The organism is Citrobacter sp. 21OH12SH02A-Citro (assembly GCF_027919895.1).
GTDB classification, from domain to species: domain Bacteria; phylum Pseudomonadota; class Gammaproteobacteria; order Enterobacterales; family Enterobacteriaceae; genus Citrobacter; species Citrobacter braakii.
Map to the genome: position 1 here is coordinate 4,253,920 of NZ_CP114801.1, position 25,839 is coordinate 4,279,758.

Here is a 25,839-nt window from a genome sequence, read left to right on the forward strand (position 1 = left end):
ATATAGTTGAACTCTTCATGGGAAAATTATTGGATCTTTGGACTGACCCCACCCCGGTAGACGATCCTGCCCTATAGTTTTGTGAATGATGACACGGCCTGAGATTAAGCTCTTCTCAATCGTACAAATTTATATCCTTCTAACAAGGTCTATACTCAATGTTTATATAACATGCCAATAACTTGTCGCTAGCGACAAGTTATTGGAAACTATCGTTTATAATTGTTTCACGTAGTTTATAATCTCGAAGGCACTCTTATTATCGGCGACGCTTAATTGCTGCCACTACAACTTGGACAACATCTCGTGCTCTGTGTTGTTCTAACTCTCCCAGAGCACCAACCAACATTGAAAGCTTTCCACCACGTGCTTCTAAACGCTCGGATAGTGCGCGCTTTTCGACCACACCAACGTCATTGAGCTTTACGCCGCGAATAGTTCGTTTTCCCTCAGGGGTCTTACCATGAAAAATCCATCCTTTTTTAATTTCAATATGTTCCGAATAGTTATGAACATATGGATTGACCCACCTAAACTCCGCAGAGCTAGTGGGAAAATTTGCATTGCCCAATATCTGATTTTTCAAAACAGGACAATAAGCATTATTTGGAATCCCTTGTATTATATAACGCTTTGAAAACCGTTTTGCCCATGTGGAGAAATAGCCATTTTTATTTGTGTTGCACGTGCCACAAGCCAATGCTAAGTTCCGAATCTCAAATGTGTAAATAGGATATCCACCCTTGTCCACAAAATGCTCAATATGTGTTGCATAATCATGGTACATGAGGCGCCGACAAAAACAACAACGCGCGAATTGTGATTTCCTAAGTGCTGTTTTTATACCTGCTTTGAAGCTAACCACTTGATTTGTTCCAGAGTTCCACGTAAGACCTGATAAAGTGGCTGCACTTGTACCATCCGGATAATTCGGCACTGGATCAATTTTCTCAAAACCGATATTAATCACATTGAATCCTTTTCAAGAAGGGCATTGATAATATCAATCATCGGATCTTCTTGTGCCAACGAATCCCTAATAAACTGTAGTTTTGGAGTCATTAACTCAAACTCAGGATTATTAAAATCGCCTCGTTCCACAAATGATATAGCACGTTGTACAGTATCAACAACAACCCTATTACGGCTGGATCCAACACCGAATTGGGATAAAAGTAACTCATCTGATGAAGCACCATATCTTACGATTCTTAACTGGGCTTCTTCATCCGTTAAATCCACTAAGGTGCATCCTTCTAGTGCGGAACTTACAATTAGTGGTGAATGAGTAGATACAATAAGATGACCTTCAGACATAACTTCTTCACATATGTCGTATACAGACGACATTAAATCTCGTTGCCATTGTGGGTGAAGATTATTTTCAGGCTCATCAATGAGTAGCACTGCTGAATCCACAAGTGTAAAACCAATTCCCATTATAGTGGTAAACATGTGAAACTCACCAGAACTCAATTCATATATTGAAAATGTTTCCCCTGAACATATTGTGTTGATTTTTACTTCAGCTAAACTTAGTAAATCAGTAAGAAGACCTAGCCGCAAAACATTTGGGCTTACTTGACTGCAATGAGGTCCATCGCTGTCAATAGTTAACTCTACCTTCCGCTTCCCAGCAGTTAACAAGTATTCAAGACTTCTAAATTCATCATGACTAAACTCAGCTAGCAACCATTGAGCAGTCGCATATGACACATCAGGTAAGGATCTTGATGATGCGCGAGATGAATCGCTCTCAGGTGTTTTTCTCTCAATTTCATTGCGTAAATTTGCAAGCTCTTGACGCTTATTAACCCGCGAACTAAAAATATACTTAATTGAAGGATTAATACCCGCATATTTATGCGCAGCAGAAAAAAATTTCCATTTATAACGCTCTATCCGGCTAGGGCAAAGAGCATAACTAAGCATTGTTTCCAGTGGTGCTTTTTTACTTAAGAGATTCGAGAATATACGCTGCCCAAAATAGGTATAGTGAGGCACATCAAAAGCAGTATGCACCCCACTGGATAACTCTTTCTGTGGAAAGCGATCGGCCAATGAACCTGATATGCACAAAAGTTGAACGGGATTCTGCTGACTATAGTCATTGTTGTTGCCTACAGACTTCGAGCTAGTGACCAAGTCAGACACGATTTTATTGAGAAGCGTGCTTTTGTAAGAACCATTTTCCCCCGTGATCAATGTCATTTCAAAGCCACGCCCCAATAGTTCTCTTTCTGGATGCAGCAGCTCTACATGCTTCAAGTTCCCATGCCACGTGTTGAACTGCACGCTATCAACTATAGCCATTATCCTCTTCCTCCCTATAAATATTTGTATCTATAATATTTATGCCTAATGCCAGACTATATTTCTAGATATTTAACAGATAAACGATTTAAAACCTAGTGTCTATGTTAAAAAATGCGTTCCTTCTCAAATTACAACCCAAGTCATCAATGATGACTTCTCTGCTCTGTTCTTATCTATCCAAATAATACCACTGCAACATATCCCAAGACTACGCATGGTTTTAAATGCCTAAAATATACATAAGCTAACTGTAACTCGAACCAAAGTCTTATTCATACAGGATAAAACTCATCGTATGCAAAAATCTATGGCCAATAATTTCACCATCGTATTCTATAATTTTATCATCCTATTAATACTGGTTTCACTCATCGATTTGTTGACCTTGCAGCTCTCTGGAAATATCAGTTTGCACTGACCGGTGCAGGCTCGGATTTCCTGAAAAATGGTCTTTACCAGGACCATAATAATTCTACAACAAGAGACATTTCGGTGAAAACATAATGAAAATATGATCGCGGCAGCTAATACTGCCGCGATCATATTTTTTACATTATTCTTGCAAAATCAAATGGACTCACCGCCCTTTCCCTATTCGCATCAAGATAATCCGCCCACCACTGCAACATCAATCTACGCTCCCCAAGATGCTCCGCCTTGTGGATGTAAGCTGCTCGTACAGAGCTACGCTCCTGGTGACTCATCTGCCGCTCCACCGCATCCCTCGACCACAATCCTGACTCAATCAGAGAACTACAGGCCATCGTTCTGAAACCATGCCCACAGACTTCCGTTTTCGTGTCATAGCCCATTACTCTCAGCGCCTTGTTCACCGTGTTTTCACTCATGGGCTTACGCGGATCATGATCGCCTACAAAAATCAGCTCTCGATTCCCACTCATGCTTTTGATCTGTTCCAAAATGGCTAGGGCCTGACGCGACAAGGGAACAAGATGAGGCGTCCGCATCTTTGAACCACGCTGAGAATGTTTAACGCCTTCCAGCGTCTCACGCTCACCTGGAATCGTCCACATGGCAGTATCAAAATCCACTTCTGACCAGCGGGCAAAACGCAGTTCACTTGAACGAATGAAAACCAACAAAGTGAGTTCAACCGCAAGTCGAGTTAACGGCCTGCCAGAATAGTGATCGATGCGGTGAAGCAATTCAGGAATGCGATTAAGTTCCAGAGCAGCACGATGCTGTCTTTTCGCCGTAGCAACCGCACCGGCAATCTCTTGTGCTGGGTTGTAATCGATTAAGCCACTCTGCACGGCAAAGCGCATAATCGCGGTAGTACGCTGCTGTAAACGGGCGGCAACTTCGAGCCGCCCGGATGACTCGACAGCTTTGATGGGTACAAGCAGATCCCGTGTCTTCAATTCAGCAATGTTCCGCTTACCGATGGCTGCAAAGAGATTATCTTCGAGACTTTTTAATACACGGGCGCTATGCGATGCGGACCACTTCTGATTGCTGGCATGCCAGTCTCGGGCGACCACTTCAAACGTTATCGCTTCCTGCTCTTGTTCTACCTTAACGGCTTTCTTGTTTTCACTGGGATCGACGCCATTAGCTAATAACTTACGGGCTTCGTCCCGGCGTCCCCTGGCATCCGCCAGAGAGACTTCAGGATATTTCCCCAACGCCAGCATCTTCTCTTTACCACCAAAGCGATAACGCAGCCGCCAATATTTCGAACCGTTCGGGTGAACAAGCAAAACCATACCGTCACCATCCGTCAGCTTATAAGCTTTTGCTTCAGGCTTTGCCGAACGTACCTTCACATCACTCAGAGCCATGATGAGTATCCTTTCAAGGGTTCTTTGTGGGTACAAACATTATCGAACCGCGATATACCCGCAGTTGTACCCACATCAGTAAGTTGATGTAGATTGAATCAGGTTGACTTAGGTTGAGTGAAAAAGCGAGGAAAGCCTTGCAGATACTGGATTTCAGACACAAAAAAAGACGTCCGTTGACGTCTATTGATGTTCCGATGGTGCCGAAGGCCGGACTCGAACCGGCACGTATTTCTACGGTTGATTTTGAATCAACTGCGTCTACCGATTTCGCCACTCCGGCACGGAAGGGATGCGGAAAACGTTGTGGATTATACCTGTCATGCGCCACCATGCAAGCACCAGCGTGTGCCTGACTCGCTAAGTGTTGAAAATTTCAGCATTCCCTTTCTCACCTGCAACCATCGTCACAGTTTGTCCCCTTATTAATCCCCCCCTTCTGCGAAGCGTCCCGTTTCCCCATGCTCTACACTTCCAGTTCAACACCACACTGAGGGAAACACGATGTCGATGATAAAAAGCTACGCCGCAAAAGCGGCGGGCAGCGAACTCGAACTCTATGAATATGATGCGGGCGAGCTTAAGCCGGAAGATGTCGAAGTCCAGGTCGATTACTGCGGTATCTGCCATTCCGATTTGTCGATGATCGACAACGAATGGGGGTTCTCTCAGTATCCACTGGTTGCCGGGCATGAGGTGATTGGTCGCGTGGCGGCGCTCGGCAGCGCGGCGCAAGATAAAGGTCTGAAGGTTGGTCAGCGCGTCGGCATTGGCTGGACGGCGCGCAGCTGCGGGCACTGCGACGCCTGTATCAGCGGCAATCAGATTAACTGTCTCGAAGGTTCCGTTCCCACTATTCTCAATCGCGGTGGCTTTGCCGAGAAGCTGCGTGCCGACTGGCAGTGGGTGATCCCGCTGCCGGAAAGCATCGATCTGGCGGCGGCGGGTCCCTTGCTGTGCGGCGGTATCACGGTGTTCAAACCGCTGCTGATGCACCATATCACCGCCACCAGCCGCGTTGGGGTGATCGGCATCGGCGGCCTGGGACATATCGCCATTAAGCTGTTACACGCGATGGGTTGCGAAGTGACCGCGTTCAGCTCCAATCCGGCGAAAGAGCAGGAAGTGCTGGCGATGGGGGCGGATAAGGTGGTTAACAGCCGCGATCCGGATGCGCTAAAAGCGCTGGCGGGCCAGTTCGATCTCATTATTAACACGGTTAACGTCGATCTCGACTGGCAGCCTTATTTTGAAGCACTGGCCTACGGCGGTAACTTCCATACCGTCGGCGCGGTGCTGAAGCCGCTGCCGGTGCCAGCGTTCACCTTAATTGCTGGCGATCGCAGCATCTCCGGTTCGGCAACCGGTACGCCGTTCGAACTGCGCAAGCTGATGAAGTTTGCCGGGCGCAGCAAGGTGTCGCCCACCACCGAACTGTACCCGATGTCGCAAATTAACGACGCTATCCAGCACGTGCGTGACGGCAAAGCCCGCTACCGCGTGGTGCTGAAAGCCGACTTCTGATGCAAGGCTCAGTCCCGCAAGGGGCTGGGCTTATTGCCCGTTACGAAACGCGAGCACCGCCTGGCGGCACTGTTCCGTCACATGCTCAATGTCATGGTTCACGTCGATGCGGGCAATATCACGTTCGTCCTCCTGCGGGCACTCCAGCGCATCGAACTGGCTTTTGAGTAATCCCACCGGCATAAAATGCCCTGCCCGACGCTGCATGCGCGCCAGAATGGTCTCGTAATCGCCGTCCAGCCACAAAAAATGCACATTCGGACTGCCCTGTCTCAATATATCGCGATACTGTTTTTTTAATGACGAGCAGACAATAAACCCGGTCTCATTCTTTTTATATAAACTGTATGAAGCGTCATTTAATCGTGCTAACCACGGTAGTCGGTCTTCATCGGTTAATGGAATACCTTCAGACATTTTATCAATATTTTTGGCCGGATGGAGATCGTCACCATCAATGAATTTAGCCGATAATAGCGCAGCAATTTTGCTGCCAATTAAAGATTTACCACTACCCGAAACGCCCATCAAAATATAACTTCCCCCGGCCATTGAAAAACTCCAGATTCATATTCCATGGCGCGATACTACGCCTTCCACATTGCAGAATTCACCTTTTTTCGGCGTGGCTGAGCAGATTTACAAGGCGCATCACGTTATGCGTAACATTGTAGTGTAACAATTTTCCAGCGTGATCTTTATCACAAATAATAACAATCAAAACCGTTTAAATGCTGCCGAGGTTACTACCTGACCAGTGAGGCATTTATGCAAGTCAAAACCCAATCCTGCGTTGTCGCGGGTAAGAAAACTGTTGCCATTACCGACCAAAATATTGAATGGAATAATAAAGGAACGCTGGTACAAATTACCCGAGGAGGAATTTGTGGTTCCGACTTACATTATTATCAGGAAGGAAAAGTCGGTAATTTTACCGTTAAAGCACCGATGATTTTAGGCCATGAAGTTATTGGTAAAGTGGTGCACAGCGACTCAAAAGAATTACATGAAGGTCAGTCGATGGCTATTAATCCGTCGAAGCCCTGTGGCCACTGTAAATACTGTCTGCAGCACGAAGAAAACCAGTGCACGGAAATGCGCTTTTTTGGCAGCGCCATGTATTTTCCCCACGTTGACGGCGGCTTTACCCGATTTAAAACCGTCGATACCGCGCAGTGCATCCCCTACCCCCAGCACGCCGATGAAAAAGTCATGGCCTTTGCCGAACCGCTGGCAGTCGCGATCCACGCCGCGCATGAAGCAGGAGACCTGCAGGGAAAACGCGTGTTTATCTCCGGCGTGGGGCCTATCGGCTGCCTGATCGTCAGCGCAGTGAAAACGCTCGGCGCAGCAGAAATTGTCTGTGCTGATATCAGCCCGCGCTCGCTGTCGCTGGCCCAGCAGATGGGTGCTGACACGCTGATTAACCCGCAGCAGGACTCGCTCGATGAGTGGAAAAAAGAAAAAGGCTACTTCGACGTCAGCTTCGAAGTCTCCGGTCATCCGTCCTCAATCACCACCTGCCTGGAAGTCACCCGCGCGAAAGGCGTGATGGTGCAGGTCGGCATGGGCGGCGCGGTGCCGGACTTCCCGATGATGATGCTGATCGGCAAAGAGATCGCGCTCAAAGGCTCGTTCCGCTTTACCACCGAGTTCAACACCGCGGTGTCGTGGCTGGCGAATAACGTTATCGATCCGCTGCCATTACTCAGCGCCGAATATCCGTTTACCGAGCTTGAACAGGCGCTGATCTTTGCCGGGGATAAAACCCAGGCAGCGAAAGTCCAGCTCGTTTTTGCTGAAACAAAATAAGGAAGAACATAATGAACGATCTTTTTTCACTGGATGGCAAAAATATTCTGATCACCGGTTCGGCCCAGGGTATTGGTTATTTACTGGCGACCGGGCTGGGTAAATATGGCGCGCAGATTATCGTCAATGATATTACGCCGGAGCGCGCGGAGGCTGCCGTCGCCAAACTGCAACAGGAAGGGATCCGCGCCGTTGCCGCGCCGTTCAATGTTACGCAGAAACAGGACATTGATGCCGCCATCGACCATATCGAAAAAGACATTGGCCCAATCGATGTGCTGGTGAATAACGCCGGTATTCAGCGCCGCCATCCGTTTACCGAGTTCCCGGAGCAGGACTGGAACGATGTGATTGCCGTTAACCAGACGGCGGTGTTCCTGGTCTCGCAGGCAGTAACGCGTCGCATGGTGGAACGTCAGGCCGGGAAGGTCATCAACATCTGCTCCATGCAAAGCGAGCTGGGCCGCGACACCATCACGCCGTACGCCGCCTCGAAAGGCGCGGTGAAAATGCTCACCCGCGGTATGTGCGTTGAGCTGGCGCGCCACAATATCCAAGTCAACGGTATCGCACCGGGCTACTTCAAAACCGAGATGACCAAAGCGCTGGTCGAGGATGAAGCCTTCACCGCCTGGCTGTGCAAACGTACGCCAGCCGCGCGCTGGGGCGATCCGCAGGAGCTGATTGGCGCGGCGGTCTTCCTCTCTTCCAAAGCATCCGATTTTGTTAACGGGCACCTGTTGTTTGTCGATGGCGGCATGCTGGTCGCCGTCTGATACAACACAACGCAACATCACGCAGCGCCCAGGCGCTGCATTTTTGGCCCCCCCTAAATAATTCGAGTTGCAGGACGGCGGCAAGTGAATGAACCCGATGAGCTTACTTGAGTAAGTGATTCAGGTGAGTGAGCGCAGCCAACACACCTGCAACTTGAAGTATGACGGGGATATAAGAGAAACGATTATGCCATTAATAATAATTGCGGCAGGCGTCGCGCTGCTCCTGGTCCTGATGATTGGTTTTAAAGTTAACGGCTTTATTGCTCTGGTCCTGGTGGCGGCGGTCGTCGGTTTTGCCGAAGGGATGGATGCCCAGGCCGTTTTGCACTCAATACAAAATGGGATCGGCGGGACGCTCGGCGGTCTGGCGATGATCCTTGGCTTCGGCGCAATGCTCGGTAAGCTGATTTCCGATACCGGCGCGGCTCAGCGCATCGCCACCACGCTGATTGGCACGTTTGGTAAGAAACGCGTGCAGTGGGCGCTGGTGATCACCGGTCTGGTGGTGGGTCTGGCGATGTTTTTCGAAGTCGGCTTTGTTCTGCTGCTGCCGCTGGTGTTTACGGTGGTGGCCTCTTCCGGCCTGCCGCTGCTGTATGTTGGCGTCCCGATGGTAGCTGCGCTGTCCGTGACCCACTGTTTTCTGCCGCCGCATCCGGGGCCGACCGCGATTGCCACCATTTTCGAGGCTAATCTCGGCACCACCCTGCTGTACGGCTTTATTATTACTATCCCGACGGTGATTGTTGCCGGGCCGCTGTTTTCTAAGCTGCTGACCCGCTTTGAGAAAGCGCCGCCGGAAGGGTTATTCAACCCGCATCTGTTCACCGAAGAAGAGATGCCGTCGTTCTGGAACAGTATCTTTGCCGCAGTAATCCCGGTCATACTGATGGCGGTCGCCGCAGTGTGCGAAATCACGCTGCCGAAAACCAACAGCGTACGGGTGTTCTTTGAGTTTATCGGTAACCCTGCGGTCGCGTTGTTTATCGCTATCGTGCTCGCCATTTTTACCCTTGGTCGGCGTAACGGACGTACGATCGAGCAAATTATGGATATCATTGGCGACTCTATCGGTGCGATTGCGATGATTGTGTTTATCATCGCCGGGGGCGGCGCGTTTAAGCAGGTTCTGGTCGACAGCGGCGTGGGGCAATATATCTCGCACCTGATGACCGGCACGTCGCTTTCTCCGCTGCTGATGTGCTGGACGGTCGCCGCCTTGCTGCGTATCGCGCTCGGTTCAGCCACCGTGGCGGCGATCACCACCGCAGGCGTGGTGCTGCCGATTATCAACGTCACTCATGCCGACCCGGCGCTGATGGTGCTGGCTACCGGCGCGGGCAGCGTGATTGCCTCCCACGTTAACGATCCGGGATTCTGGCTGTTTAAAGGCTATTTTAATCTCAGCGTCGGGGAAACGTTGCGTACCTGGACGGTAATGGAGACGCTGATTTCCATTATGGGGCTGCTGGGGGTTCTGGCGCTGAACGCCATTCTGCATTAAGACGGTCATCACCGGGGAGCACAGATCCGCGCTCCCCGGCACTGGAGAGAAAATGAGGAACCACAGAATTTCTTTGCAAGACATCGCCACGCTGGCGGGCGTGACCAAAATGACGGTGAGCCGCTACATTCGCTCGCCAAAAAAGGTCGCAAAGGAAACCGGCGAACGCATCGCGCAGATTATGGAGGAGATTAATTACATCCCCAACCGCGCGCCCGCGATGCTGCTGAATGCGCAAAGCTATACGCTTGGCGTGCTGATCCCCTCGTTTCAAAACCAGCTGTTCGCTGACATTCTGGCCGGCATTGAGTCGGTCACCTCGGATCATAACTATCAGACGCTGATCGCCAACTACAATTACGACCGGGAATCCGAGGAAGAGTCGGTGATCAATCTGCTGTCGTATAATATCGACGGCATTATCCTGTCCGAGAAATATCACACCCTGCGCACGGTGAAGTTTCTGCGTTCAGCCAACATTCCGGTGGTGGAGCTGATGGATATTCAGGGCGATCGTCTGGACATGGAAGTAGGCTTCGATAACCGTCAGGCGGCGTTTGATATGGTCAGCACCATGCTGGATAAACGCCAGCGGAGCAAAATCCTCTATCTCGGTTCGAAAGACGACGTCCGCGATGAACAGCGCTATCGCGGCTATTGCGATGCCATGACGCGCCGGGATCTGGTGCCGCTGCGCGTCAATCCGCGTTCTATTTCGTCCATCCATCTCGGCACCCAGATGATGCGGGACGCGCTCGCCGCGCATCCGGATTTAGACGGCGTTTTTTGCACCAACGACGATATTGCGATGGGCGCGCTGCTGCTGTGCCGCGAGCGCGATCTGGCCGTTCCGGAACAGATCTCGATTGCCGGTTTTCACGGGCTGGAAATGGGCAGGCAGATGATCCCAAGCCTCGCCAGCGTGATCACCCCGCGTTTTGACATTGGCCGCATGGCAGCGCAGATGTTGCTGAGCAAAATCAAGAACAACGACCATAACCACAACACCGTGGATTTGGGGTACCAGATTTATCACGGCAATACGCTTTAAGTCATTTTCTCTGGCCATCGCATACTCTCTTTGATGGACATTGCCTATACTCCAGGCAAGATAAATGGAGGAAATCTCAATGAGCACACCCCTGCTAATTGCCCGCACGCCGGACACCGAACTGTTTTTACTGCCAGGCATGGCCAACCGTCACGGACTGATTACCGGCGCGACCGGGACCGGTAAAACCGTCACGCTACAGAAGCTGGCCGAATCGCTGTCTGAAATTGGCGTACCGGTATTTATGGCCGATGTGAAAGGCGACTTAACCGGCGTGGCCGAGGAAGGGCAGGCCTCTGAAAAGCTGCTCGCCCGCCTGAAAAATATCGGCATTACCGACTGGCAACCGCATGCTAATCCGGTCACGGTGTGGGATATCTTCGGCGAAAAAGGTCACCCCGTGCGGGCCACGGTATCTGACCTCGGCCCGCTGCTGCTGGCCCGTTTGCTGAACCTCAACGACGTACAGTCCGGCGTGCTGGATATTATCTTCCGCATTGCCGATGACCAGGGCCTGCTGCTGCTCGATTTCAAAGACCTGCGAGCCATTACCCAGTACATCGGCGATAACGCCAAATCCTTCCAGAATCAATATGGCAATATCAGCAGCGCCTCGGTCGGGGCAATCCAGCGTGGACTGCTGTCGCTGGAGCAACAGGGGGCGGCGCACTTCTTTGGCGAACCGATGCTGGACATCAAAGACTGGATGCGAACTGACGCCAGCGGCAAAGGGATGATCAACATCCTCAGCGCAGAGAAGCTCTACCAGATGCCCAAACTGTACGCCGCCAGCCTGCTGTGGATGCTCTCCGAACTGTACGAACAGCTGCCGGAAGCAGGCGATCTGGAGAAGCCAAAACTGGTGTTCTTCTTCGATGAAGCTCACCTGCTGTTCAACGACGCCCCGCAGGTGCTGCTGGATAAAATCGAACAGGTGATCCGCCTGATCCGCTCGAAAGGGGTCGGCGTGTGGTTCGTCTCGCAAAACCCGTCAGATATTCCGGACAACGTGCTCGGTCAGTTGGGGAACCGCGTGCAGCACGCCCTGCGCGCGTTTACACCGAAGGATCAGAAAGCGGTGAAAACCGCCGCGCAAACCATGCGCACCAACCCGGCATTTGATACCGAAAAAGCCATTCAGGAACTGGGAACCGGCGAGGCGCTGGTGTCGTTTCTGGACGCCAAAGGCAGCCCGTCGGTGGTTGAACGAGCAATGGTGATTGCGCCGTGCTCGCGGATGGGACCGGTGACGGATGACGAGCGCAACGGGCTGATTAATCACTCCTCGCTGTACGGTAAATATGAAGAACAGATAGACCGCGAGTCCGCCTATGAGCGTTTACAGCAAGGCGTGCAGGCCAGCACCGAGCAGCAAAATACACCTCCCGCCAACGGTAAAGAGATCGATGTGGACGGCGGTATTCTCGGTGGATTGAAGGATATTCTGTTTGGCAGCACCGGACCGCGCGGCGGCAAGCGCGATGGCGTGGTACAGAGCGTGGCGAAAAGCGCGGCGCGGCAGGTCACCAATCAGATAATCCGCGGCATGTTGGGGAGTTTGATGGGGGGGAGAAAACGCTAGCAAGAAGGCGCCCCTCCCGCACAGCGGGAGGGGCGAATATCAGGACTTACGCAGCATCAGCCACAGGCTTATCAGGAAGAAGCTGGCGCTTGGCAGCAACGCGCCGATAATCGGCGGAATGCCGTACACCAGCGTCAGCGGGCCAAAGATTTGGTCCAGCACATAGAACACAAAGCCGAAGCTAATCCCTGTCACCACGCGCACGCCCATCGGGACGCTACGCAGCGGACCAAAGATAAACGACAGCGCCATCAGCATCATTACCGCCACAGACAGCGGCTGGAAGACTTTGCTCCACATATTGAGCTGGTAGCGTCCGGCGTCCTGGCCGCTCGACTTCAGGTACTTCACGTAGTTATGCAGACCACTAATCGAGAGCGCATCAGGATCCAACGCCACGACGCCGAGCTTGTCGGGTGTAAGGTTGGTTTTCCAGGTGCCGCTCACCGTCTGCGAGCCGGTGATTTGCTTCGGATCGGTCAGGTTGGATTCATCCACCTGCGACAAACGCCAGACCTTCTGCTCCGGGTCAAACGTCGCACTTGCGGCATAGCGGACGGACTGCAAACGGCGCTTGTCGTTAAAGGAGTAGATGCTAATTCCGCCTAACTCGGCGTCACCTTTCACCCGCTCAATGTAGACAAAGCTATCGCCATCTTTCGCCCACAAACCTTGCTGGGTAGAGAGCAGCGAGCCGCCGTACATCTGCTGCGCACGGTAGTTACGCGCCATCTGTTCGCCCTGCGGCGCCACCCATTCGCCGATGGCCATCGTCAGCAGCACCAGCGGAATCGCGGTTTTCATCACCGACAACGCCACCTGCATACGGGTAAAGCCAGAAGCCTGCATGACCACCAGTTCACTGCGCTGCGCCAGCATGCCCAGCCCCAGCAAAGCACCCAGCAGCGCCGCCATCGGGAAGAAGATCTGGATATCTTTCGGCGCGCTGAGCAGGGTATACAGCCCGGCGCCCATCGCATCGTAGCTCCCCTGCCCGGCTTTTTTCAACTGGTCGACAAACTTGATGATCCCGGAGAGCGACACCAGCATGAACAACGTCATCATGATGGTGGTGAAAATGGTTTTACCGATATAGCGGTCAAGTACACCAAAAGGCTGCATTATACCGCTCCTTTACGCATAAAACGGGCACGTAAGCGGCGCATCGGCACCGTATCCCAGAGGTTAAGCACAATCGCCAGCGCCAGATACGCCAGGTTAACCGTCCACATCCAGAACACCGGATCCAGCTTGCCTTTGCCGCCATTCGACTTCAGCGATGTCTGAACCAGGAAGAACAGCAAATAAAGCAGCATTGCTGGCAGCATGGACAGTACGCGACCCTGACGCGGGTTAACCACGCTCAGCGGTACAACCATCAGCGCCATCATAAATACGGTGAATACTAACGTGATACGCCAGGTCAGCTCCGCACGGGCGCGATCGGTGTCGGTCGTCCATAGCGTACGCATGGTCATCTGGTCGGTATCGTTTGGATCCAGCGCCACGGCCTGATGACCGATAATCGCCTGATAATTCTGGAAGTCGGTAATGCGGAAATCGCGCAGCAGCGCGGTCCCTTCAAAACGCGTCCCCTGGTTCAGCGTCACGACCTGAGAGCCATCGCGCAATTGGGTAAGATGACCGGAGTCCGCTACCACCACCGAAGGCCGGGCGTTACCTTTCGGGCGGATTTGCGCGAGGAACACATCATTGAAGTTACTGCCGTCAACGCTTTCGATAAACAGCACCGAACCGCCGTTAGTCGCCTGCTGGAATTGCCCCTGAGCAAGCGCCGCCATACCGGGATTTGCTTTCGCCTCCGCCAGGACTTCGTCCTGATGTCTGGAGGACCACGGTCCGGCCCACATCACGTTGACCGCCGCAATAATACTGGTAAACAGCGCCAGCACCATCGCCGCTTTCACTAAGACAGCCTTGCTCAGCCCGCAGGCGTGCATGACCGTAATTTCACTTTCGGTATACAGTTTGCCCAGCGTCATCAGCAGCCCGAGGAACAGGCTTAATGGCAAGATAAGTTGCGCCATTTCTGGCACGCCCAGCCCCAGCAGCGAGAGCACCAGATTCGCCGGGATATCACCGTCAACTGCCGCACCAAGGATCCTGACTAACTTTTGACAAAAGAAGATCAAAAGCAGGATGAATAGGATCGCAAGTTGGCTTTTGAGCGTTTCCCGAACCAGATATCTTATGATTATCACTTTAAATACGCCCGTAAAAACCCGTCTTTTGCCGGAATTTAGCTTGTTTCATGGCTTAAACGTCATTTATTCTCTTGAGTCGTCGAAATCGTCGCTAAGATCATTATACTCAACGGATCCACCTCTCAGAAATTGTTCTGACGTGCCAATGCCGTAATAACGTTAAGATTAACACGAAGTCACCGCAACAGCGGGTATGAGTTACGAAAGCTTGCAATTCTATCCGTAGCCACCGCCGTTGTCTTTAAGATTCAGGAGCGTAGTGCATGGAGTTCAGTGTAAAAAGCGGTAGCCCGGAGAAACAGCGGAGTGCGTGCATCGTCGTGGGTGTCTTTGAACCACGCCGTCTCTCTCCGATTGCAGAGCAGCTCGACAAGATCAGCGACGGGTACATCAGCGCACTGCTGCGTCGTGGCGAACTGGAAGGCAAACCAGGTCAAACCCTGTTGCTGCACCATGTTCCTAACGTTCTGTCTGAGCGAATTCTCCTCATTGGTTGTGGCAAAGAGCGCGAGCTTGATGAGCGCCAGTACAAGCAGGTCATTCAGAAAACCATCAATACGCTGAATGATACTGGCTCAATGGAAGCCGTCTGCTTCCTGACTGAGCTGCACGTCAAAGGGCGCAATAACTACTGGAAAGTGCGTCAGGCCGTTGAGACGGCACAGGAAACGCTGTACAGCTTTGATCAACTGAAGACCAACAAAAGCGAGCCGCGTCGACCGCTGCGTAAAATGGTCTTCAACGTACCGACCCGCCGGGAACTGACCAGCGGTGAGCGTGCGATCCAGCACGGTCTGGCGATCGCCGCCGGCATTAAAGCGGCAAAAGATCTCGGCAACATGCCGCCGAACATCTGTAACGCCGCCTACCTTGCCTCTCAGGCGCGCCAGTTGGCAGACAGCTACAGCAAAAATGTTGTAACCCGCGTGATCGGCGAGCAGCAGATGAAAGAGCTGGGCATGCACTCTTATCTGGCCGTCGGTCACGGCTCGCAGAATGAGTCGCTGATGTCGGTCATCGAGTACAAAGGCAATCCATCCGAAGACGCACGTCCGATCGTGCTGGTCGGTAAAGGGTTAACCTTTGACTCTGGCGGTATCTCCATCAAACCTGCCGAAGGCATGGATGAGATGAAATACGACATGTGCGGCGCGGCAGCAGTATATGGCGTGATGCGCATGGTGGCCGAGCTTCAACTGCCAATCAACGTCGTCGGCGTGCTGGCAGGCTGCGAAAACATGCCAGGTGGCCGCGCGTATCGCCCAGGCGACGTGCTGACCACCATGTCTGGTCAGACCGTTGAAGTACTCAATACCGATGCCGAAGGCCGTCTGGTCCTGTGCGACGTATTAACCTACGTCGAGCGCTTTGAGCCAGAAGCGGTGATTGACGTCGCAACCCTGACCGGCGCGTGCGTGATTGCGCTGGGCCATCACATCACTGGCCTGATGTCGAACCACAACCCGCTGGCGCATGAGCTGATCGGTGCGTCCGAACAGGCTGGCGACCGCGCGTGGCGTTTGCCGCTGGGCGATGAATACCAGGAGCAGCTAGAGTCCAACTTTGCGGATATGGCGAACATCGGCGGACGTCCTGGCGGCGCCATTACCGCGGGCTGCTTCCTGTCACGCTTTACCCGTAAGTACAACTGGGCGCACCTCGATATCGCCGGTACCGCATGGCGTTCAGGGAAAGCCAAAGGCGCAACCGGTCGTCCGGTGGCGCTGCTGTCGCAGTTCCTGCTCAATCGTGCCGGTTTTAACGGCGAAGAGTAAGGCGGTAAGCACAAGCAATAAGACCCGTAGGCCGGATAAGCGCAACGCCATCCGGCCTACGGTTGTGCATCATGGCAACGCATTTAAATTCACCAGAAGAAGCCCCATATATGAGAAACGCAACTTTCTATCTTCTGGACAATGACACGCAACACGATGGCTTAAGCGCCGTCGAGCAGTTGGTGTGTGAAATTGCCGCAGAACGTTGGCGTGCTGGCAAGCGCGTGCTGATCGCCTGCGAAAACGAAAAGCAGGCTCTTCGACTGGATGAAGCCCTGTGGGCAAGACCGGCAGAAAGCTTTGTTCCGCATAATCTGGCAGGTGAAGGCCCCAGAGGCGGCGCACCGGTAGAAATTGCCTGGCCGGAGAAACGCAACAGCAGCCCGCGCGACCTGCTTATCAGTTTGCGCGTTGGCTTTGCAGATTTTGCCACCGCTTTCACAGAAGTGATAGACTTCGTCCCTTACGAAGATTCTTTGAAACAATCGGCACGCGATCGCTACAAAGCTTACCGCGTGGCTGGTTTTAACCTGAATACGGCAACCTGGAAATAATGGAAAAGACATACAACCCACAAGATATCGAACAGCCGCTTTACGAGCACTGGGAAAAGCAGGGCTATTTCAAACCTAACGGCGATGAAAGCAAAGAGTCCTTCTGCATCATGATCCCGCCGCCGAACGTCACCGGCAGTTTGCATATGGGTCATGCTTTCCAGCAAACCATCATGGATACCATGATCCGCTACCAGCGCATGCAGGGTAAAAACACTCTGTGGCAGGCCGGTACCGATCACGCGGGTATCGCAACCCAGATGGTGGTTGAGCGTAAGATTGCCGCTGAAGAAGGTAAAACCCGCCACGACTACGGTCGCGAAGCGTTTATCGACAAAATCTGGCAGTGGAAAGCGGAATCCGGCGGCACCATCACCCGCCAGATGCGCCGTCTCGGCAACTCCGTTGACTGGGAGCGCGAGCGCTTCACTATGGACGAAGGTCTTTCCAATGCCGTGAAAGAAGTCTTCGTTCGCCTGTACAAAGAAGACCTGATTTATCGTGGCAAGCGCCTGGTGAACTGGGACCCGAAACTGCGCACCGCGATTTCCGACCTGGAAGTGGAAAACCGCGAGTCGAAAGGCTCAATGTGGCACATCCGCTATCCGCTGGCTGACGGCGCGAAAACCGCTGATGGTAAAGATTACCTGGTCGTCGCCACCACCCGTCCGGAAACCGTACTGGGCGATACCGGCGTGGCCGTCAACCCGGAAGATCCGCGTTATAAAGATCTGATTGGCAAGTTTGTTGTTCTGCCGCTGGTTAACCGCCGCATTCCCATCGTCGGCGATGAACACGCTGATATGGAAAAAGGCACCGGCTGCGTGAAGATCACCCCGGCGCACGACTTTAACGACTACGAAGTCGGGAAACGTCACGGCCTGCCGATGATCAATATTCTGACCTTTGACGGCGACATCCGTGAAACCGCGGAAGTGTACGACACCAAAGGCGAAGAGTCCGACGTTTATTCCAATGAAATCCCGGCTGAGTTCCAGAAGCTGGAGCGCTTTGCCGCGCGTAAAGCGGTGGTTGCCGCCGTTGATGCGCTGGGCCTGCTGGAAGAAATTAAACCGCACGACCTGACCGTACCTTACGGCGACCGTGGCGGCGTGGTTATTGAACCGATGCTGACCGACCAGTGGTACGTCCGTGCCGACGTGCTGGCGAAACCGGCGGTTGAAGCGGTTGAAAACGGCGACATTCAGTTCGTACCGAAGCAGTACGAAAACATGTACTTCTCCTGGATGCGCGATATTCAGGACTGGTGTATTTCCCGTCAGCTGTGGTGGGGTCACCGTATCCCGGCATGGTATGACAACGACGGCAACGTCTACGTTGGCCGTACCGAAGACGAAGTGCGTCAGGAAAACAACCTCGGTGCCGACGTTCAGCTTCGCCAGGACGAAGACGTTCTCGATACCTGGTTCTCCTCCGCACTGTGGACCTTCTCTACCCTGGGCTGGCCGGAAAACACCGACGCGCTGCGTCAGTTCCACCCAACCAGCGTGATGGTTTCCGGTTTCGACATCATCTTCTTCTGGATTGCCCGCATGATCATGATGACCATGCACTTCATCAAAGATGAAAACGGCAAGCCGCAGGTGCCGTTTAAGACCGTCTACATGACCGGTCTGATCCGCGACGACGAAGGCCAGAAGATGTCCAAATCCAAGGGCAACGTCATTGACCCGCTGGATATGGTCGACGGTATCTCCCTGGCTGAACTGCTGGAGAAACGTACCGGCAACATGATGCAGCCGCAGCTGGCCGAGAAGATTGCCAAGCGTACCGAGAAGCAGTTCCCGGACGGCATCGAGCCGCACGGCACCGACGCACTGCGCTTCACCCTGGCGGCGCTGGCCTCTACCGGTCGCGACATCAACTGGGATATGAAGCGTCTGGAAGGTTACCGTAACTTCTGTAACAAGTTGTGGAATGCCAGCCGCTTTGTGCTGATGAACACCGAAGACCAGGATTGCGGCTTCAACGGCGGCGAAATGACCCTGTCGCTGGCGGATCGCTGGATCCTTGCTGAATTCAACCAGACCATCAAAGCGTACCGCGAAGCGCTGGACAACTTCCGCTTCGACATCGCCGCGGGCATTCTGTACGAATTCACCTGGAACCAGTTCTGCGACTGGTATCTGGAGCTGACCAAGCCGGTAATGAACGGCGGTTCCGAGTCTGAACTGCGCGGCACCCGCAATACGCTGGTCACCGTTCTGGAAGGTCTGCTGCGCCTGGCGCATCCGATCATCCCGTTCATCACCGAGACCATCTGGCAGCGCGTGAAGGTGATTTCCGGTATTACCGCCGACACCATCATGCTGCAACCGTTCCCGGAATATAACGCCGCACAGGTTGATGAAGCCGCACTGGCTGATACCGAATGGCTGAAGCAGGCGATCGTTGCCGTACGTAACATCCGTGCGGAAATGAACATCGCCCCAGGTAAACCGCTCGAACTGCTGCTGCGCGGTTGCAGCGCTGATGCGATGCGCCGTGTGAACGATAACCGCAGCTTCCTGCTGAACCTGGCGCGTCTGGAAAGCATCACCGTGCTGCCAGCCGATGACAAAGGTCCGGTCTCCGTGACCAAAATCATCGACGGCGCCGAGCTGCTGATCCCGATGGCTGGCCTCATCAATAAAGAAGATGAGCTGGCGCGTCTGGCGAAAGAAGTGGCGAAAATCGAAGGTGAGATTGCCCGTATCGAAGGCAAACTTTCCAACGAAGGTTTCGTTGCTCGCGCACCGGAAGCGGTTATCGCCAAAGAGCGTGAGAAGCTGGACGGTTATGCGGAAGCGAAAGCGAAGCTGATTGAGCAGCAGGCGGTCATCGCCGCGCTGTAATTGCCGTTACGTTATACACGTATTAAAGGCCGGAGCATGCTCCGGCCTTGTTGTATCAGATGAACGGGAAGTAGGTCATCACACCACGTGATACCCACATCGCCGGACCTGTTTCCAACGCCTCTGTATGGTCAGTCAGTTCCAGCGCATCCAAATCCCCTTGTACATGGGAGTTACTGGCCAGCCAACTGACCAGCCACATTTTCATCCACGGATAAGCTAGCCCAAACGTGATGCCTGAAATAAACAACACCAGTACAAAACGCCAGATCAGGCCATGTGCAGTGACGGAAGAATGAAAGCGGATTTTGCCCTCGGCCAGCGCCAGGTTATTCATGAACAGATTACGTAGCGTGGTGTATAAATAGCTTCCAACCACAATAATTCCGGCGAAATAGAGAAAATAGCTCGCCATTATTCTGCTCTGATTCTCCCGGATAAATTCGTCGTCGGCCACGCCTAACACAGCCAACATCACCATTTGCAGAAAAATAGGGGCAATTAGCCAGACAATCACAACAACAAATGGCAGCAGTACCAGCACGGCTTTAATACACCCCACTATGCTTGCTTTCATATTGACGTTAATAGTAAAGCGGTGAATACCAAAATTACCGCCATTACCCACTAACTGCATCCATTTTGCATAGGTAATACCGTAGGTGATACCCATACCCACAATTCCCACCAACGCGATAAACGCTATTCTGATAAGCATTCCAGTACTGCCCTCAATCCAGTCGGTGGCAAGTATCAGAAGATAAATCACTCCCCAGTTCACCACAGCAAGCACCACTGGCACAACCAGTAAAAAGAGCCACGCCTGTAATTGTGAGCAGTCAAAACCAAAACGCACACCGTTAAGCGACGTCATCATCGCCTGATACTGCAGGCTTTTTATGGTCATTAATGGAAGGACAGCTACCAGTAAACCAATCAAAGTAAAACCAACGAGAGGACTGCCGTTAGCAATAAAACTCATGCTGGCACCATAAACCACCATAATCGACAAGAAGCTTACGAATATCGCGCCACCTGTCGCCTTATAGGTAAAGGGTTGGCCATTGAGAGTCATATTTTCGTAAATATAACGCCGACATTTCACTATCGCCCACGGTGTATAAATACCCAGAGTAATACAACACAGCAAAAAATTGACAATGCAAATAATAAAGTACTGCCATCCTTTACCGATAAAAATAAATGTGTGTCGTTGATTTTCCCGACCACCAACAAAATCATTCATGAACAATATCCCTAATATAAATTCCATTAAGATAAAAAATAAAAACCAGTGTTTATTTACTGGTTCGTTTACAATACTATTTTTAATTAGCCAATGTGTTTTAATTTTTTTCTGATTCAGGAACGTCTTGCACCCGACAGAAGAGAGTGGTATTAAATAAATATATAAGTGTATTTTTAGAATTGAGCCATATTATGAATGTTGTGCTACCCTCCACGCTTACGCTGCGCCGAATCACCGCAGCAGATAATGCCGCTATCGCTGCGGTGATCCGCAAAGTTTCCGCTGAATACGGGCTTACTGCCGATAAGGGCTATACCGTTGCCGACCCTAATCTGGATGAACTATTCCAGGTTTACAGCCAGCCGGGCGCGGCCTACTGGGTGGTTGAGCAAAACGGTGAAGTCGTGGGCGGCGGCGGCGTTGCGCCGTTAGGATGTAGCGAACCGGACATTTGCGAACTGCAAAAGATGTACTTCCTGTCGAGCGCACGCGGTCAGGGGCTGGCGAAAAAGCTGGCGCTGATGGCCCTCGAACATGCCCGTGAGCAGGGTTTCAAACAGTGCTATCTGGAGACCACGGCGTTTCTGACCGAGGCAATCCGCCTGTATGAACATTTAGGGTTTGAGCATATCAGCGAAGCGCTGGGCTGTACCGGGCACGTGGATTGCGAAGTGCGGATGTTAAAGCCCCTCTGACTTCAGCCGGAGGGGCAATGGTTGCGTTACTGCATTTCGGCGGAGAGCATCAGCCGAATGACGCCAGCCGCGCGAGCGGTTGGCAGCGTCAGCACCTGTGACCATAAATCCTGCACCATTTCACAGGCGACTTTCTCTTTGCCCACACCTTTACTCGGATCAGCCATAATCTGGATATCCGGTCCAAAGCGCTGTACCAATCCCGGGCCGATGGATTGCAGATCCTGAAGCGCCAGCTGTTTCTCTTGCGCCGTAACCGTATGTTTGTTCGGGCCATAAGCCGCGTGCATCATACTCATGTCGCTGGCCATACGACGATTCATCAGCTCCCGCGGAATAATACGCACCGGGTTAATCCCGCCTTTCACCGCCGGGAACAGAAAGCGAAAACACTCCTCATCGCCCACTTTTGCCACCGCAGCAATCTGCTCGAGGTTAATTTTCATATACTCAATCACATTGGCATCGGGTGCCTGCTGCAAACGCGCCATCTGTACCTGCAGGATTTGCGGCTGAATAGCGTCGATAATCTGTTGTTCGCTTTTCCCAGCTTCTTTCAGTTGCGTTGCCTGGTTGAGGATGTTCTGCCATAACGCGGGTTCCTGCTCTTTAAGTACCTGATAAACAGGCATTGCCAGCATCGCATTTTCAAATTTCTGCGCGTCCGTCAGCCCATAATCAGGGCTTTCGCGCGGGATCAGGTAGTGCACATCAAACAGATTCCACGCGACAATCGCTACCACAAAAACCACCGCGCCGGAGATCTTTCCCAGCCAGCCTTTTTTGCGAAACATGCCAACGACGATAGCAATCACCGCCCCGATATAACCCGCCAACAATACGTGTGCCCAGTTCATTAACCATCCTTATGCAAAACAGTCTCTGTTGCGGGGATATATTTCCCCTTCGTGTGTTTTGATTATTACGGCAGCAGCGAGCGATTTCCAGCCACCAGATTTTGCTAATGGAAACAGGAAAGGTAAAACCGCGCGACGATTAGCGCCGCGCGTCAGAGAAGAGAGTCAGGCTGGCACGCCGCTGTGGAAGCGGAATTCATCGTCGGGAGAAGTAATCAATGCGGCTTCTACTTCGCCAAAGAACCGCACCCGACTACTGATATCGTCGGCAGAAACCTGCTGTGCCAGCGCCAGATAGTCCTGATAGTGCCGCGCCTCGGATCGCAGCAGAGAAAGATAAAATGCCTGTAAATCGTCATCCAAATACGGCGCCAGCGCGGCGAACCGTTCACAAGAACGCGCCTCAATGTAAGCCCCGCAAATCAGTTTGTCGATTAGCGTTAATGGCTCGTGGGTTCGCACCTCTTTGAGCATGCCTTTGGCATAACGGCTGGCGGTAATTTTGACGTAGGGAATGTTGCGGCTCATCATCGCTTCACGCACCTGCCAGAAGTGGTGCAGCTCTTCTTTGATCAGCAAAACCATGCTGTCGATTAGCTTGCGCCCCCACGGGTCGTCAGTTTGCGGCATTACGCTTTTGCTTATCTGTTTATTCAGCGCGATAAAATCCGGTTCATCCCCTTCTCTGAAAGCATACGCTTCATAGGGTTTCAGCCAGTCCAGTAGCGCCTGCGATCCCTGTTTATCTGCAACATACTTACGCACCAGCAGCATGGCCGTTTGCGCCGCTTTTAGCTCGCAGACGAGATGATCCGTCAGTAACAGAGGGAGATTCGCCGGGGCTCGCGCTTTATCAAGCCAGGCCTGGGGCGTTTTACAGTGCAGGAAGTCGTGGATCGGGGAGAGTATTTGCAGGTAATCCATACGTTATCCTTGGCCTACGGCAGCAGACGCTACCGTAGGTCAGCAGATGACTTAGTGACGCACGCCGTCATCATCTTCGTCGACGAGGTCTTCATCGTCGCCGTCTTCACCTTCTTCGCCGTTCGGGTCTTCAAAATAGGTGCCCCAACCGTCGTATTCCACATCAAATTTTTCAGCCAGGTTCATCAGTTGCTCAACCTGAGCGTCGATCAACTCGGCATTCAGAGCACATTCGCTCAGGATGTCACAGCAAATAACCGTGTCGCCCTCTTCCACTTCCAGCTCTTCCGGCTCGGTCACTTCATAACCCAGCTTGAAGGCTTCTACTGCCGCTTTTTCCAGGGTTTCAAAGTCGTCCGCGGAAAGGTGATGCTCGATGGTGTACAGCGCGTCTGGATCGCTGCCATCTTCGAGTAACTCTTCAATAATCAAGCGCGTTTCTTCACGCTGTTCTTCCAGTAGTTCCGGGTTTGCCATGGCTCATTCCTCATAATGTCCTGCCGATACTCTTATTGTCACATACCGCTGTCATTGCCTCCACCTTTCCAGGAAAGATTTGTTAAACAAGGTTGCAAATGAATAAACATCTATATAAATTGAATTTTAATTCAATAAATGGCCTAAGTCATGTGAGGGAACTATGTCTGCGTTTTATCAGAAACATTTTTTGAAACTGCTTGATTTCACCTCTGCTGAACTCACGTCACTGCTCCAGCTCGCCGCGCAGCTCAAGACGGATAAGAAAAACGGTACCGAGGTCGCTAAACTCACCGGTAAAAACATCGCGCTCATCTTCGAAAAAGACTCAACCCGCACCCGTTGCTCTTTCGAAGTTGCCGCATATGATCAGGGCGCGCGCGTGACGTATCTCGGGCCGAGCGGCAGCCAGATTGGTCATAAAGAGTCGATCAAAGACACCGCCCGCGTACTCGGTCGTATGTACGACGGTATTCAGTATCGGGGCCACGGTCAGGAAATTGTCGAGACGCTGGCGGAATATGCCGGAGTTCCGGTTTGGAACGGATTAACCAACGAATTTCACCCCACCCAGTTGCTGGCGGATTTACTCACGATGCAGGAACACCTGCCGGGTAAAGCGTTTAATGAGATGGTGCTGGTCTACACCGGCGATGCCCGCAACAATATGGGCAATTCCATGCTGGAAGCCGCTGCGTTAACCGGACTTGATCTGCGTCTGGTCGCGCCGCAGGCCTGCTGGCCGGAGGAAAGCCTCGTTGCAGAGTGCAAAGCGCTGGCACAGAAAAACGGCGGCAATATAACGCTAACCGAAGATGTCGCCACGGGCGTGAAAGGCGCGGACTTCATCTATACCGACGTCTGGGTATCGATGGGCGAAGCGAAAGAGAAATGGGCCGAACGTATTGCGCAGTTGCGTAAGTACCAGGTTAATAGCGCGATGATGGCGTTGACCGGCAATCCGCAGGTGAAATTCCTGCACTGCCTGCCTGCGTTCCATGACGATCAAACCACGCTTGGCAAACAAATGGCGCAGGAATATGGTCTGCACGGCGGCATGGAAGTGACCGACGAGGTGTTTGAGTCCCCCGCCAGTATCGTATTTGATCAGGCAGAAAACCGGATGCACACCATCAAAGCGGTGATGGTCGCGACGCTTTCCAAATCATAGCATTGCGCGATTGAATTGCCGGATAGCGATGCTGACGCACCCTATCCGGCCTACCATCGTACTTCCGTAGGCCGGGTAAGTCGCCCCCGGCAAACCGGTTTATGCTACCCGCATTTTCACCACGGCTTTGCGTACCAGCGCAGGTGCGCCGACCGCGCACAGCGGTTTATGCACTTCGCCCGGATAAAAGACGACGAAGTCACCTTCATTCAGCACCACCGTTTTCTCCTGTTCGCCTTCCGGCAGGAAGGCGATATCTTTATCCGCCAGCCAGTCAGTTTCCGGTGCGCCCGCAGGCTGCGTGCTGAAAGTCATGCCTTCCTGACCTTTGAGCAGGATCTGAATATCCAGATAGCGAGCGTGATATTCGGCGCGGCGCTGCGCAAACGGCTCCGTCATATCTTCAGCAATCAGATAGAACAGACGTTCGCCGTCGATGTCGTGCTTACCCTTTTCCGTCGCATCCGTCACGTGCGCTTTAATGTGCTCAATCGCCTGACGCAGCTCTTCCGGCAGCCAGGCATCCAGGTTGTGAATATTGCCGACAATCATTTCAAACCCCTTAATTAAAACATCGTTTCATTTTGGTTGTTATACGAAAAAACGGTCTGCCATACCACTGCTATTTACCGATATTTTGCGTCAACGCATGTTTATCGCTGATGATGTTAAATAATTGCTAATAGC

The 25,839-nt window shown here is 52.3% G+C and carries 24 protein-coding genes and 1 tRNA gene; 12 read left to right on the plus strand and 13 right to left on the minus strand.

All coding sequences use genetic code 11. From position 1 onward, the window contains the following. Positions 1-259: 259 nt before the first annotated feature. The 4 genes from O6D90_RS20555 to O6D90_RS20570 all read right to left on the minus strand — a co-directional run bounded on the left by O6D90_RS20555 (position 260) and on the right by O6D90_RS20570 (position 4,401). Positions 260-970, minus strand: a complete 711-nt coding sequence (locus O6D90_RS20555) for an HNH endonuclease (protein ID WP_271143214.1) — start codon at positions 968-970, stop codon at positions 260-262. Then, positions 967-2,313 (minus strand): ATP-binding protein, encoded by a 1,347-nt coding sequence (locus O6D90_RS20560; protein ID WP_271143215.1) that lies wholly within the window; start codon positions 2,311-2,313, stop codon positions 967-969. Before O6D90_RS20560 ends, O6D90_RS20555 begins: the two co-directional genes overlap by 4 nt. Positions 2,314-2,864: 551 nt before the next feature. Beyond that, a complete protein-coding gene (locus tag O6D90_RS20565) occupies positions 2,865-4,118 on the minus strand; it encodes a tyrosine-type recombinase/integrase (protein WP_271143216.1) in 1,254 nt (417 codons plus the stop codon). 198 nt (positions 4,119-4,316) lie between these two features. Continuing rightward, positions 4,317-4,401: transfer RNA gene (locus tag O6D90_RS20570), tRNA-Leu, on the minus strand. Between the two features lie 221 nt (positions 4,402-4,622). Here O6D90_RS20570 and ahr point away from each other — a divergent pair. Then, a complete protein-coding gene (ahr, locus tag O6D90_RS20575; protein WP_016155584.1) occupies positions 4,623-5,642 on the plus strand; it encodes an NADPH-dependent aldehyde reductase Ahr in 1,020 nt (339 codons plus the stop codon). A 30-nt stretch (positions 5,643-5,672) separates the two neighbouring features. On the opposite strand, the gene idnK is transcribed toward ahr, so the two are convergent. Continuing rightward, complete coding sequence (idnK, locus tag O6D90_RS20580) at positions 5,673-6,194, minus strand: gluconokinase (protein WP_016155583.1); 522 nt, start codon at positions 6,192-6,194, stop codon at positions 5,673-5,675. 216 nt (positions 6,195-6,410) lie between these two features. Between idnK and idnD the strand changes: the two genes are divergently transcribed. The 5 genes from idnD (at position 6,411) to O6D90_RS20605 (ending at position 12,370) form a co-directional block, all read left to right on the plus strand. Continuing rightward, positions 6,411-7,454, plus strand: a complete 1,044-nt coding sequence (gene idnD / locus O6D90_RS20585; RefSeq protein WP_271143217.1) for an L-idonate 5-dehydrogenase — start codon at positions 6,411-6,413, stop codon at positions 7,452-7,454. An 11-nt stretch (positions 7,455-7,465) separates the two neighbouring features. Further along, complete coding sequence (gene idnO / locus O6D90_RS20590) at positions 7,466-8,230, plus strand: gluconate 5-dehydrogenase (RefSeq protein ID WP_016151510.1); 765 nt, start codon at positions 7,466-7,468, stop codon at positions 8,228-8,230. 187 nt (positions 8,231-8,417) lie between these two features. Continuing rightward, positions 8,418-9,737 carry a gnt-II system L-idonate transporter gene (gene idnT / locus O6D90_RS20595; protein ID WP_016155581.1) on the plus strand — a complete coding sequence of 440 codons (1,320 nt, stop codon included), beginning with the start codon at positions 8,418-8,420 and terminating at the stop codon, positions 9,735-9,737. Between the two features lie 52 nt (positions 9,738-9,789). Continuing rightward, the gene (idnR, locus tag O6D90_RS20600; protein WP_016155580.1) at positions 9,790-10,788 is read left to right on the plus strand and encodes a DNA-binding transcriptional regulator IdnR; all 999 of its coding nucleotides are present in this window, start codon (positions 9,790-9,792) and stop codon (positions 10,786-10,788) included. 79 nt (positions 10,789-10,867) lie between these two features. Beyond that, entirely contained in the window at positions 10,868-12,370 is a 1,503-nt protein-coding gene (locus tag O6D90_RS20605; RefSeq protein WP_016155579.1) for a helicase HerA-like C-terminal domain-containing protein, read from the plus strand. Between the two features lie 39 nt (positions 12,371-12,409). Here the strand turns inward: O6D90_RS20605 and lptG are convergent, their stop codons facing one another. From lptG to O6D90_RS20620, 3 genes are all read right to left on the minus strand, one after another. After that, positions 12,410-13,492, minus strand: coding sequence for an LPS export ABC transporter permease LptG (lptG, locus tag O6D90_RS20610; RefSeq protein ID WP_008786067.1), 1,083 nt, complete (start codon positions 13,490-13,492; stop codon positions 12,410-12,412). After that, positions 13,492-14,592: an LPS export ABC transporter permease LptF gene (gene lptF / locus O6D90_RS20615; protein WP_016151506.1), complete on the minus strand. Its 1,101-nt coding sequence runs from the start codon at positions 14,590-14,592 to the stop codon at positions 13,492-13,494. The genes lptG and lptF overlap by 1 nt, the downstream gene beginning before the upstream one ends. A gap of 62 nt (positions 14,593-14,654) precedes the next feature. Then, a complete protein-coding gene (locus O6D90_RS20620; RefSeq protein ID WP_212723231.1) occupies positions 14,655-14,705 on the minus strand; it encodes a hypothetical protein in 51 nt (16 codons plus the stop codon). A 153-nt stretch (positions 14,706-14,858) separates the two neighbouring features. Here O6D90_RS20620 and pepA point away from each other — a divergent pair, with 153 nt between their 5' ends. The 3 genes from pepA to O6D90_RS20635 all read left to right on the plus strand — a co-directional run bounded on the left by pepA (position 14,859) and on the right by O6D90_RS20635 (position 19,779). Beyond that, on the plus strand, positions 14,859-16,370 hold the full coding sequence (pepA, locus tag O6D90_RS20625) for a leucyl aminopeptidase (protein WP_003025870.1): 1,512 nt from the start codon (positions 14,859-14,861) through the stop codon (positions 16,368-16,370). A gap of 110 nt (positions 16,371-16,480) precedes the next feature. Further along, positions 16,481-16,924: a DNA polymerase III subunit chi gene (gene holC, locus O6D90_RS20630; RefSeq protein ID WP_016151505.1), complete on the plus strand. Its 444-nt coding sequence runs from the start codon at positions 16,481-16,483 to the stop codon at positions 16,922-16,924. Further along, entirely contained in the window at positions 16,924-19,779 is a 2,856-nt protein-coding gene (locus O6D90_RS20635; RefSeq protein ID WP_016151504.1) for a valine--tRNA ligase, read from the plus strand. The genes holC and O6D90_RS20635 overlap by 1 nt, the downstream gene beginning before the upstream one ends. 55 nt (positions 19,780-19,834) lie before the next feature. Here the strand turns inward: O6D90_RS20635 and O6D90_RS20640 are convergent, their stop codons facing one another. Further along, a complete protein-coding gene (locus tag O6D90_RS20640) occupies positions 19,835-21,025 on the minus strand; it encodes a YjgN family protein (RefSeq protein ID WP_016155578.1) in 1,191 nt (396 codons plus the stop codon). 194 nt (positions 21,026-21,219) lie between these two features. Here O6D90_RS20640 and O6D90_RS20645 point away from each other — a divergent pair, with 194 nt between their 5' ends. Then, on the plus strand, positions 21,220-21,723 hold the full coding sequence (locus tag O6D90_RS20645; RefSeq protein WP_016155577.1) for a GNAT family N-acetyltransferase: 504 nt from the start codon (positions 21,220-21,222) through the stop codon (positions 21,721-21,723). 26 nt (positions 21,724-21,749) lie between these two features. On the opposite strand, the gene O6D90_RS20650 is transcribed toward O6D90_RS20645, so the two are convergent. From O6D90_RS20650 to rraB, 3 genes are all read right to left on the minus strand, one after another. Further along, positions 21,750-22,580, minus strand: coding sequence for a hypothetical protein (locus tag O6D90_RS20650; RefSeq protein ID WP_016155576.1), 831 nt, complete (start codon positions 22,578-22,580; stop codon positions 21,750-21,752). A gap of 165 nt (positions 22,581-22,745) precedes the next feature. After that, positions 22,746-23,504 carry a tRNA isopentenyl-2-thiomethyl-A-37 hydroxylase MiaE gene (gene miaE, locus O6D90_RS20655; RefSeq protein WP_016155575.1) on the minus strand — a complete coding sequence of 253 codons (759 nt, stop codon included), beginning with the start codon at positions 23,502-23,504 and terminating at the stop codon, positions 22,746-22,748. 51 nt (positions 23,505-23,555) lie between these two features. Continuing rightward, on the minus strand, positions 23,556-23,981 hold the full coding sequence (rraB, locus tag O6D90_RS20660; RefSeq protein WP_016151501.1) for a ribonuclease E inhibitor RraB: 426 nt from the start codon (positions 23,979-23,981) through the stop codon (positions 23,556-23,558). Between the two features lie 98 nt (positions 23,982-24,079). Between rraB and argL the strand changes: the two genes are divergently transcribed. After that, the gene (argL, locus tag O6D90_RS26415) at positions 24,080-24,175 is read left to right on the plus strand and encodes a putative translational regulatory protein ArgL (protein WP_404811242.1); all 96 of its coding nucleotides are present in this window, start codon (positions 24,080-24,082) and stop codon (positions 24,173-24,175) included. Then, positions 24,145-25,152: an ornithine carbamoyltransferase gene (argF, locus tag O6D90_RS20665; protein WP_016155574.1), complete on the plus strand. Its 1,008-nt coding sequence runs from the start codon at positions 24,145-24,147 to the stop codon at positions 25,150-25,152. The genes argL and argF overlap by 31 nt, the downstream gene beginning before the upstream one ends. A 99-nt stretch (positions 25,153-25,251) precedes the next feature. Here the strand turns inward: argF and O6D90_RS20670 are convergent, their stop codons facing one another. Continuing rightward, the gene (locus O6D90_RS20670; protein ID WP_016151499.1) at positions 25,252-25,704 is read right to left on the minus strand and encodes a YhcH/YjgK/YiaL family protein; all 453 of its coding nucleotides are present in this window, start codon (positions 25,702-25,704) and stop codon (positions 25,252-25,254) included. Positions 25,705-25,839 lie beyond the last annotated feature (135 nt).